7 protein-coding genes are annotated in these 11,035 nt (G+C 41.3%); 5 read left to right on the top strand and 2 right to left on the bottom strand.

What is annotated here, in order from left to right; all coding sequences use genetic code 11:
• Window positions 1-498 precede the first annotated feature (498 nt).
• The 4 genes from KIV40_RS12175 (at window position 499) to KIV40_RS12160 (ending at window position 7,237) form a co-directional block, all read left to right on the top strand.
• Complete coding sequence (locus KIV40_RS12175; protein WP_285349427.1) at window positions 499-1,605, top strand: DSD1 family PLP-dependent enzyme; 1,107 nt, start codon at window positions 499-501, stop codon at window positions 1,603-1,605.
• Window positions 1,606-2,282: 677 nt separating this feature from the next.
• Window positions 2,283-3,860, top strand: a complete 1,578-nt coding sequence (locus tag KIV40_RS12170) for a hypothetical protein (protein WP_204244107.1) — start codon at window positions 2,283-2,285, stop codon at window positions 3,858-3,860.
• Window positions 3,860-5,977, top strand: a complete 2,118-nt coding sequence (locus tag KIV40_RS12165; RefSeq protein ID WP_285349425.1) for a hypothetical protein — start codon at window positions 3,860-3,862, stop codon at window positions 5,975-5,977. The genes KIV40_RS12170 and KIV40_RS12165 overlap by 1 nt, the downstream gene beginning before the upstream one ends.
• A 219-nt stretch (window positions 5,978-6,196) precedes the next feature.
• Complete coding sequence (locus tag KIV40_RS12160) at window positions 6,197-7,237, top strand: diguanylate cyclase (RefSeq protein ID WP_285349431.1); 1,041 nt, start codon at window positions 6,197-6,199, stop codon at window positions 7,235-7,237.
• A gap of 205 nt (window positions 7,238-7,442) precedes the next feature.
• Here KIV40_RS12160 and KIV40_RS12155 read toward each other — a convergent pair whose 3' ends face one another.
• A complete protein-coding gene (locus KIV40_RS12155) occupies window positions 7,443-8,657 on the bottom strand; it encodes an OFA family MFS transporter (protein WP_285349424.1) in 1,215 nt (404 codons plus the stop codon).
• Between the two features lie 21 nt (window positions 8,658-8,678).
• A complete protein-coding gene (locus KIV40_RS12150) occupies window positions 8,679-9,725 on the bottom strand; it encodes an alcohol dehydrogenase catalytic domain-containing protein (RefSeq protein ID WP_255904431.1) in 1,047 nt (348 codons plus the stop codon).
• Between the two features lie 581 nt (window positions 9,726-10,306).
• Here KIV40_RS12150 and KIV40_RS12145 point away from each other — a divergent pair.
• Window positions 10,307-11,026: a carbonic anhydrase gene (locus KIV40_RS12145; RefSeq protein WP_038891499.1), complete on the top strand. Its 720-nt coding sequence runs from the start codon at window positions 10,307-10,309 to the stop codon at window positions 11,024-11,026.
• Window positions 11,027-11,035: the final 9 nt, after the last annotated feature.

Raw genomic sequence — 11,035 nt, 5'->3', positions numbered from 1 at the left:
ATTACGCAACAAAGCCTCTTGACGCTGTCGTGCCGCTCGCTGTGCTGTGGTTTCTTGAGTTTCTTGAGTTTCTTGAGTTTCTTGAGTTTCTTGAGTTTCTTCCGAACTAACAGGCGCTGATTGATATCGCATGTAGGCATTCCGATAAAAAATAAATAAAAGAATACCAGTGGTTTTATAAATTTCATGACCCAACTATTTAAATAGTAATTTTTACTAATAAAAAACTCACAATGAATTAATTTTTAATGTTAATTGTGTCTATAAAGTTTTTTTGAATGGTTTAAATCAAATTTAATAATAAGTGTGATTGTTGTTGAGTTAAGTATTTGTTTTATAAATGAAAAGCTATTAATTAACGTCGGCTTAATTTTTATTTAAGGGGGCCCGTCAGCCCCTTAAATGCTTTAAGTTACGTGCCTTGCTCAAAACTCTCCATGCCTTATAATCAATGGCTTTATAACAAAATAACTAAAAAACTGTAGCTAGGTGACATATATGGATATCAATCAATTAGAAACCCCCTCGTTATTTGTGGATATCGATAAGATGAAGACAAATATTAAGGCAATGCAGCAACGCATAAATGATTTGGGTTTAACTCTACGTCCCCACACTAAAGCACACAAAATCCCGGCGATTGCGCAAATGCAATTAGACACTGGAGCGCAGGGGATTTGTGTGGCCAAATTAGGTGAAGCAGAAGTGATGGCGCAAGGTGGCATTAAGGATATTCTCATAACCACGCCTATTGCGGGACAAAAGAAAATTCAGCGTTTAATCACTCTGCATCAAGATCATCCTGACGCCCGTTTTATTCAGGTGATTGACGATTATTATCACGTTGTAGAAATTGCAAAAGCCGCATCAGCGGCAAATCTTTGTGTTGAGTTGATGATTGAGGTGGAAAGCGGTCAGCAGCGCTGCGGTGTTCAGGTTGGTGATGATTTAGTGCAGCTTATCCACGCGATTCAAAGTACGGATGGTGTCAGCTATGCCGGCCTCCAAGCTTATAGCGGACACTTACAACATGTTAAGGGCTATTGTTCGCGAAATGAGCAGGCGAGATCGGTTGTGGTGCCTTTGTTTGATTTCATTACATCTACTTTAGAGCCTCAAGGTATGACACCTCAGATAATTAGCGGAGGAGGGACAGGGACATATGCAGCCTATCAGGGGTTAGGCTACAGTGAGATTCAAGCGGGTTCGTACCTTTTTATGGATGCGGCTTACCTTGCTATTGGAGACGAAACTAATGCGACCGAGAATCAGCAGTTTTCTCCTGCACTTAAAGTGCTAAGCACCGTGATTAGTCAGCCAACACCTTCGCGTACCGTGATTGATGCAGGGATGAAATGTCTTTCTATTGATCTTGGCATGCCTATTGTTGAGGGCAGTGAAGGAGTAAGGTATCAAACTGGCGGTGATGAACACGGTATCCTTCATCATGAAGAAGGTTGCGAGATTTTTGAACTTGGACAGCAAGTTATTCTGTTGCCAAGCCACTGTGATACAACATTGAATAACTTTGATACTTTGTATGCCGTGCAAAACGGAAAAGTGATCTGTCAATGGACAATCGAAGGGCGTGGGCGCTCAGATTAAGAGCACAGTATTCACTTACCGTTGAAAATTACTCAAAACACGAATCAATATAAAAACGGCAGTTTGCACAGAGTGATGTTAGCTCGCATCATTTTGACACTGACTGCTGTTTCATCAAATCACTACAAGCTTACCCTTATTCAATAGCAAGCGGCACATGACATCGTTTAAATTTGTGTAAATTAAGTATTTCAAAGTATCGCAATCCGACTTTTTACCAACTTAAAAAATAGTTATTGATAGATTTAAGCGGATAAGAATGTTCTTTTAGTTATATTGCCTGTCAGTCTCTCTGATTTTGTGGTTACTTTTACATCATGACGGTTGATGCTTAACCTGTTAATGTATTTGTGTTAGGCATGTTTTGGTGATTTCTCTACCAAAGTTTTTCTAGTTTAGTTAGAGCTAATTATCTGAGGTTTTGCACAAACTCTCAGTGATACTTTAGGTTTTTCTGAATATAAAAATCGAGACTGTGGGTAAGAGAGGAATATAATTTCCCTTTTATTCAGAGTCTAACCGCTGCTTTTCATCTTATAAGGTTCTCCATACTACGTAATTTATAGAACCCTACGACTTACTAGGGATTTTCTATTCCCTCATGAAACAAAGTGAATGAGTGTCAGAACGTATTGTTGGAGAACGTAAATAACGTGACCCTTTATTTGAAAACCACTATGAAAATATTATTCGCAATTGCTCCACTCTTTTTATCAATGTCCGTTGAGGCATCGGTTTATTTTGGCCCTCCCGATGGGGAGAATATTATTGATATAGGTAGTAAAGATGGCTACCTATTTAAGGTCGAAAATGGAATCTATGTACAAGCTCATTCGGAGGAGTTCGTTCTCGGAATTGCAACTCTATTTGAAAACTTAAAGCAGACTCGTACAGGGAGAGCCATTATCAACCAAAACTCTCACTATGCCCCTATTGCACTGCCAAACAAAGAGCGTGCTTTAGCGTTCCATACCGAAGGTCTAGTTGATGGTACTATAGAAAAGATTCACGTTGTAATAAGGCCACCTAGGGGCGGAAAGCAGTTTGTCACAGAACCTCTAATCGCATCCCCTGAATTTGTTAATTATCAATCAAATGGGCTTGGTGTTCCTGCAGTAATCTATTTTGACATCGATAATGCAGTTTTAATACCAGGTAACTCAACCATTATTGAACCTTCAATAGCACTCGGGCATGAACTTATACATGCTCGTGACTATTTAACTGGCGGCTTGCCGACGGGTACGCAACGAATTCGTCATCGTGCTCCTGTCGCTGGTACAACTCATAATGGAGAAGAGTTTACAGAGGGAGAGGTGGTTGAATTTAACTTAATGAAACGTGAGATAGAAGCGACAGGCCTCTCCTACCAAAAAGGGAGTACAAGGTTAAAAACACTCACTACTACACGCCAATCGTCTATCGAAAGAAGAGAAAGCGTGATGAATGTTTGGGAAGAAGCATTAAAGAATAAATCGGTATCTAAGGCTGATTACGCTCGAGTTAAAACTAATATTCAACGTTTGAAATCTGAAGTGCCAGTATCCGAATACCATTTATCTAAAGAGTTTGGAAATCAAGCTCGTGACATGTATTGGCCGGGCTCTATGATTGAATACTCATCAACTCCGACTGATATAACGTTAAAAAGCGTAAAACAAACTACCTCCGGAGTATTGAGCTCAACAGCACTCAGTACGACAAAAGTAAGTGAAGCACTCCATAGTAGCCCTCAATCTCTTCTACTAATAAGCACAAGCTTAATTGAACGAAAAAATGGCTTCCCAAAACTCGATAAAGTGTTACGTACCGCCCTTGAATTAGCCATCAAGGCGGATCGCAAAGTTATACTTCTCGAAGGTGATAATTTTTCATCGTTAACAGAAGTAGAAAAGCGCCTAATAGTAGCAACGATTGAAAAGGCCGCGGATAGTATTAAAAAAGGCAATACGCCATCTTCTGTCATTCAAATAAAAGCTGATGAGATTAGTAATGAGGGGAGAGATTGGTTAACTCAAGCGGATCAAGTGGTCTTGATTTCGACCAATGACGATATTTCCGCGTTGACGATGTCCGAAAATATTGCTGGTAGCTCTCAAAAACTATTAGTCAATCGAATTGTGAGATCAGCTCAACCCAATCCGAGTGTGATATACGCGAACCGTTTGCGCTGGTCTAAGCTCGCAGAAAAAGACAATGTAACGCTGGTAGCGAACTCCACATTACCTAAATCGAAGAAATGTTGGAGCTTATAATGAAGATTAAAAAATTGATACTGTTCGTCGGCCTGTGTGTGAACTTAAATGTGAATGCATTGGAAATGTGCCGTCTTGGCTCTGAAACACTTGAAGAAGAGCACGAGTGGCTGGCTCGGTTGGACTATGAATTTGAGAGTGAACTGACTGATGTTAAAGAAGTTGCAGCATTGGATAAAATTCCAAGTCTAATGCTTCCCATAAGCGAGCAAGGCATGCTTGCTGAACATTGGGCTGGCGTTACAGCGGCCATAGACAGTAAAAATAGTCAGCCCAACAGTGCAAAAAGAATTGCCCAATTGGAGCGTGTTTCTGAGCGTCAAGCTCTGTGGCAGCTAGCTAAAAATGGTGGTAGGGCTTTTTCGAGCGTGTTGGATATTATTTTTTTCGCACCTTGGATTGAAGATTTAACGAGAACCATGTGGGATGACTCTGCCAGTGCTCTGCATCAACTGAGCGTTACTACTGAGCCAATCCCTTTCGTCGGTTTTGCTATCGGCTATTATGATTACCTTTCCACATTGGATAGCCCGGAGAAACGACTCAATCAATGGCTGCAAAATGGGCATTACAGTTACGGGCAAGAGACTGTACTTGAGCGGCTAAATACGACATCTGCAGAGGCTATTGAGCAGCAGCACGAGCAGTTAAAGCTGCATATCGTTGAATTGACCAAAAGGCTTTCTTCTATTCAGTTGCTTCATTTCGACGCAACCTACAGTGCAAAAGTATTGGAGCTGCAGGAAATCATCAATAAGATGTTTTCTGCGATTGACCTCGAATACGCCAATACAATGCTAGAGCTCTATAATCTTCCCCCTCAGGTGGTTCAAAAATTTGGAGAGCAAGCTTGCGTGAATCAAAAGCAAGAGGTCGTAGAAGAGCTTGCTCGTTTAGGTACTGCTTCTAATGGAACTCTGGACGATTTAAGAGCATGTAGCTATCGAATGCTAGTGGCAAATCTCGGAAAACTTTATGGTATTGGAAAGTACTCGCATATCGAGGAAACGCGTCAGAAGGTTTTCGAGCATAAACAAAATATCATTGAAAATGCACAGAGACATATTCTTGACTGGCGAAGAAAAATACTTGAAATTCAGAGCAGTAGTATTGAAAAGCTTGTTCTAGAAACAATCAATAATGACAATGTTCGTCTTTATCGACAGTATTTATATCAGCACGCCCGCCGCATTGCGATAGACAACTTTTCTTTGTCGATTTTACAGCGACGTGCTACCGAAGAGGAGCAGCGAACAGGGCGATTTCTTTTTGGGGCAGGAGAGCTGAGCTGCGGACTATACTCTTGCCAGGTTTATGAAGGCAGAGAAGTCTTTTTTGATGAAGACTCTGATCCACTTTTACAAAAGCTGTCTGAGCCCTTGGACAACATCGATTTGAGCAGTTACATCAACGAGCGTGTTAGGGGTGGATGGACAAACGTTGAGCTTGATGAGCCTTATATAAATCTTTGGCAACAGTGGCAAAATAGAGAAGATGTAAGTCTGTCAGCTTTGCCTTATAAAGGTAACCCTTCATTGGAAGTGATTAAAAAAGACATGCCAGAGTTGTTTGAGATTTTAGAGAAGATCCCAAGTCACTTATCAGCGGAACAGGCTAAACCTTTTTTGTTTCAATTGATAAGAAATAGGATATTTAAAGAAGATATCCAAACCGCTTGGACGAAACTTGGCGATTTTATATTTCGATTTCAATATGAACAGCGTCAACATCAATCGCTCAACTTCCTACCTTTGCAGTGGCAGCAAGCCATTTGGCCTTCTCAGCCTCAAGGTGTGTTGTTTAGTGCTTTTTTAGACAAAACATACATGTACTACACTCGTCAGCCTTGGGCTCAAGCCTTACCGTATTCGGATGAGAAAAATGCTACCTCTAACTGGACGCTATATCAGGGAGAGGCACATCGCTACTATTTGACCCAGTCGGTGCCCGAGGATGTCTATCTCGGAGACCAATATTGGATAGAGCTAAATGAACAACTCAGTCACGTTTTATCATTGCCCGAAATTCGCTGGCGTCCGTTTGAACAGATGATTCTCATGGATATTTGGTCTCAGATTACTGAGATAGAATCTCTAGTCGAGATATCTAAATCTTAATGTAAGGGAAGCCTTATTTTTTAATACAGAGGATTGTTGGCTAAAAAATCTAGGAAGTCGCTCTCCATGGTGCAGAGCGACTTCCTTGAACTTATGTCACTAACATAGTGATGAAACCTGCACCTTTTAGCCCTAGGGTATATACTCTCCGATTTTAGTGGGCTGACTAACGTGAAACATATTATTCGATTGCTAATTGTTGCTGCAACAGCGTTGTTGATGTGGATGGATTTCAAAATCTCAGCCGTAAGTCGAATAGATACACTTATTGATTTCTCTCAATCGATCAGAAACTTCACGTCGATGCCTAACTATTCTTCTACCACACAGTTTCCTTTCAACGTTCCTAGTTACGTGACAGTGCACATGACTAAAGAGCTCAATGCACTTTCTGACATAGCCAATTATAAAGAAGTGAGCCTCAACCCAACTAACCGTGAAAACCTTGCGAATAAACGGGAGACTTCTGTCTTAGAGAGTGATGAGATATCAAGGGTCTATCGTGTATATCTTGAAAATAGTAATGTTTATCTTACGCGTTATGATCCGATCGTCGTAGAGCCATCATGTGTTCAGTGCCATGGGTCTGTAGATACGGCGATGGCGGAACAAATCGAGATGTATGGTCGTGACGACGGTTTCAATTACAAAGTTTGGGATATCTATGGGCTAAAGGTCGCTTCAATTGACATCACCTGGTTCTTGCTAAGATACGTTGGTCTGGCCGTATTGTTTGGAGTGCCAGTGGCTATTTTGGTCAGCAGATATAATCGAAAGCTTAATGCTGCAATGAACATCGATGCGCTTTCTGGTGCGTTCAACAAAAACTATTACCTGAAGACCAAACATACTTTTGGTTCGGGCTATTTTCTTCTTTTTGATATTGATGACTTCAAGCAAATCAATGATACCCATGGGCACCAATATGGCGATATGGTGATCAGTCAAGTTTGTCAGCTCTTAAAATCATACTGTCGAGACTCGGACCAACTGTTCCGTTTTGGTGGTGAGGAGTTTGCTTTGTTTATGCAAGGGGACGCGTCTAAGCTGCGAGTTGAAGATTTCTTAAAAAGTACACTCAATGAAATAAGGCAGACATCGTTTGGCGACGAGCAGGTTAAGCTTCGAGTTACTGTTTCTATTGGGGTTTGCCACAAAGTGGAAGAACAGCATATCGATGACGTGATGTCGAAATCAGATAAGGCGCTATATCAGGTCAAATGCACTGGTAAAGACAACTTCCTCTTTTATGATGAATGATCGTCGACGAAGCATTGATAGTCTTTTCTATATGATATCTAAACCTCGATAAAGCGCCTAATAAACGATGACAACTTATTTAAAAGTGGATACGGTTTCTTTTAAAAATATCGTTTATTAGGCGAAACTGGTCGATTGGTAACGGCGTTCATTTGGCTGTTTGAAAAATCAATAAATTATTGAAATAGATTAGGTTTACTCTATTTTAATATTCAAGCTTTGCCGCATTTCTATTAACTATTTCCGATTTATCAACGGGTTTCATTAAATAGTTCATTGCAGTAATGAAAAACAAGAGTACCGCGAATGCCAAATACGTCGTTTCAGTCGTCCCCGATATTGAAGCGAGTATCCCTCCGAAAAAACCTGATACGCCCCATGCAGAGTAGAGTATGCCGAAGTTAGTGCCGTATGACTTCAAGCCATAGTCAATTGCCGTGACCGGAGGGAAAACACCAAATAAAGCACCGTAAGACATTGCGCCAACTGAGATTCCAATCATCAGTGGGATTGTGGTTTCTATCGTTGTGAAAAAGATCATGTTCACTGCTTGCAATAGGAAGATCAAACCTAACGTGTGAGCACGTCCTATCTTATCGAAAACGACCCCACCAATGACTCGACCTGCGGTGTTGAAGATGGCAAGCAAAATGATACTCAGCGCGATTTCTTCCGATGTTAATCCTATCGATTTACTGACGTTACCAATAGAACCTATTAGCATGATACCGGCTGCCGATGAGACCATGAACATCAACCATATCTGATAAAACTGTGGTGTTTTAAGCATGTCTAGCCACTGAATGTTCACATCGACGCAGGATTCTGCGGTTTCTTCCTTTGGCTCATCGGCCACATAACCCTGCGGTGGATCAACGAGTAGTGATGCCATTGGTATCATAAAGAGTAAGCCTATGCCGAGAATCTTAAACGTATCTAATATGCCAAAGTGCTCGATAAGGATGGTTGATAGAGGCGCTAAATACAGCGCCGCCATTGCAAAGCCGCCAGCGGTGAGGCCGCTGACAAGTCCCTTCCTGTTCTCTGGCCACCATTTCATGGTGCAAGGGCCGATACAGGCATAAGCAAATCCCATTCCTGCGCCAACCATGCACCCAAATGTAACCTGCAGTTCCATCAATGTTGAGGCATAACCCGAAGCCAAAAGTCCTGCTCCGACAAGGAAAACACCAAGGATTGTTACTATTCTCGGTCCTACTTTGTCTTGCCATACACCGGCCAAAAATAGACTGACTGAGAAGGTAAAAACAGACGTCTGATATGGCCCATCTACGTGCTTTGCATCAACACCCAGCGCTTCAGCTAAAGGTTCACTGAAAACACCCCATACGTATAAGATACCGATTGATAGGTTAACTATTAAACCTATCAATAGGATTTTAAATGGTTTATTAATCAACTTAGCCTCAACATATTTTTACTATGAACAATCGTTAGAAATAATGACCTTTAATGACTCATGGTCGGAGGCATGAGTAAATGTTGAATAGGCTTCTTCAGCTTCCGATAATTTAAATTGATGGCTAATCAGATCTTTAGGATTAAAGTAACCCGCTCTAATTTGTTTGATTAACATTGGAATAGTATGGGTATGGACCATGCCTGCCGTCATGGTGAAATTGCGTTTCCACATGTCTTCGAGGTTAATGGTTGCTGGCTTACCGTGCACACCAAGTACTGCGATGTTACCTCCTGGGCAAACCAACTTTTGTGACATATCCCAGCCAGCAGGGATACCAATGGCTTCAATAACGACGTCTACGCCCACATCATCGGTCATGTCTAAAATTTTCTGTACTGCTGTGCCATCTGAGTTATCAATTGCGTGTGTTGCACCTAGATCTTTAGCGACTTGAAGGCGGTGAGGGTTATTGTCGATCGCGTAGATTTCGCTTGGAGAGAAGAACTTAGAAGTCATTAATGCCGCAAGGCCAACCGGACCACAGCCAATCACCGCCACAGAGCAGCCAGGTTGGACTTGGCCATCAAGGACGCCCACTTCATATCCCGTTGGGAAGATGTCACTCAGCAGAACCAAACAATCGGTATCGATGTCATCAGGAACAAGATGCAAACTAGTGTCACCATATGGAACGCGAACATATTCAGCTTGGCATCCGTCAATCTCATTGCCGAGCAACCAGCCGCCATCCAAACACTGGCCAAACTTAGATACTTTGCACATTTTGCAGCTACCGCAAGAGGTAATGCATGAAACAATGACTCGATCGCCTGGTCTAAAGTTATTAACGCGATCACCACAAGACTCTACTATTCCGACGCCTTCATGACCCATAATGGTGCCAGGTTTAAACGTTGCTACATTATTTCTTAAAATATGTAAGTCAGTCCCACAAATGGTTGTCTTTTCGATTTTAACGATGACATCACTTTGATTAATAATTTCAGGCTTTTCTCGCTCGACTAATTTAGCGGTGTCTTTTCCGTCAAATACATATGCTTTCATTGGGGGTCCTTAATTCACATTATTGTTATGGAAACACCAAAATATAATATAGGTGGAATTTATAAATTAACGTGACCCATTCAGCATTTAACAATTGATTAACAGATAATAAACATAATTCAAGTTTCTAATAATTTAAAAGAGTCAGTAATATAAAAATAAAATAATATTATTAAATAAAGTTAATAATATTGTTTTAAATAAATCATTTTTGCGTGGTGATTTTAAATAATTTGCCATAAATAGATAAACGATGATTTCTCACTTTATTAAAGGGGTTATATATTCGGTATGAGGTCTAAGCCTGTGACGGAGTGACATAAATTGTTGGATTGAAGAGAATACGGCATTTGGGTAGCGAACCAGAACGATTTGAGTTCGAACCGCAACCTTATGCGCTCTAATCATTGACTTATCAGTTACATAAAATGTGGAGATAATTTCCAAATTTGGCAGGTAAACATAGATTTCATAGCGCGAGCTAACCCAATTCTGTCATTCGTTTGTTAATACTGCATGCAATAAACACGACCTGATGAACGTGTTTATTTACCTAACCATGAATACAAAAGGAAATGAAAATGAGAAAGTCACTGACAGCACTTGGTTTAGCATTAGTATTTGCAGGCTCAGCAAACGCAGCAAACTGGGGATATGAGGGAGAACACGGCCCAGCGAATTGGGGGGAGTTTGCTTCTGAATGTGCTAAAGGTCAGAACCAAAGCCCGATTGACATTCAATCAACGACAGAAGCGAAGCTAGATAAGTTGAACTTCGATTATGAAGGCAAGGTAATGTCGCTGCTCAATAATGGCCACACGCTGCAAACCAGTTTAGAAGGCAACAATACGCTAACGGTTGACGGCAAAGAATTCACACTGAAGCAATTTCACTTCCACACACCTTCCGAAAACCACGTTGATGGTAAAGAGTACCCATTGGAAGCGCACTTTGTTCATGCGGATAAGGCGGGCCACCTAGCGGTTGTGGCAGTGTTCTTTAAATTGGGTGACGCGAACCCAGATCTCGCGAAGCTGCTGGCCAACGTTCCAAATAAAGATCAGGACGTAGCGATTAAAGTCCCATTTGATGCGGATGCCTTAATTCCAAGTGATAAAGAGTACTACCGTTTTAATGGCTCTCTAACGACACCGCCATGTTCTGAAGGGGTTCGTTGGTTGGTGATCAAAGAGACGCAAACTATCTCTCCAGAACAAGTAAAAGCCTTTGCGAAAGCAATGGGTCACAACAATCGACCAATTCAGCCACTGAACGCGCGTATGATCCTAGCGCAGCAGTAAGTTCGAAAA

The organism is Vibrio sp. D173a, assembly GCF_030248475.1.
Note: the sequence above shows the minus strand (reverse complement) of the source record. Positions and strands in the feature narration are given on the sequence as shown.

What these genes read in the sequence shown, in the direction of transcription:
- KIV40_RS12175 (WP_285349427.1), top strand. Translation starts at nt 499, where the DNA reads ATGGATATCAATCAATTAGAAACCCCCTCGTTATTTGTGGATATCGAT.
- KIV40_RS12170 (WP_204244107.1), top strand. Translation starts at nt 2,283, where the DNA reads ATGAAAATATTATTCGCAATTGCTCCACTCTTTTTATCAATGTCCGTT.
- KIV40_RS12165 (WP_285349425.1), top strand. Translation starts at nt 3,860, where the DNA reads ATGAAGATTAAAAAATTGATACTGTTCGTCGGCCTGTGTGTGAACTTA.
- KIV40_RS12160 (WP_285349431.1), top strand. Translation starts at nt 6,197, where the DNA reads ATGTGGATGGATTTCAAAATCTCAGCCGTAAGTCGAATAGATACACTT.
- KIV40_RS12150 (WP_255904431.1), bottom strand. Translation starts at nt 9,725, where the DNA reads ATGAAAGCATATGTATTTGACGGAAAAGACACCGCTAAATTAGTCGAG.
- KIV40_RS12145 (WP_038891499.1), top strand. Translation starts at nt 10,307, where the DNA reads ATGAGAAAGTCACTGACAGCACTTGGTTTAGCATTAGTATTTGCAGGC.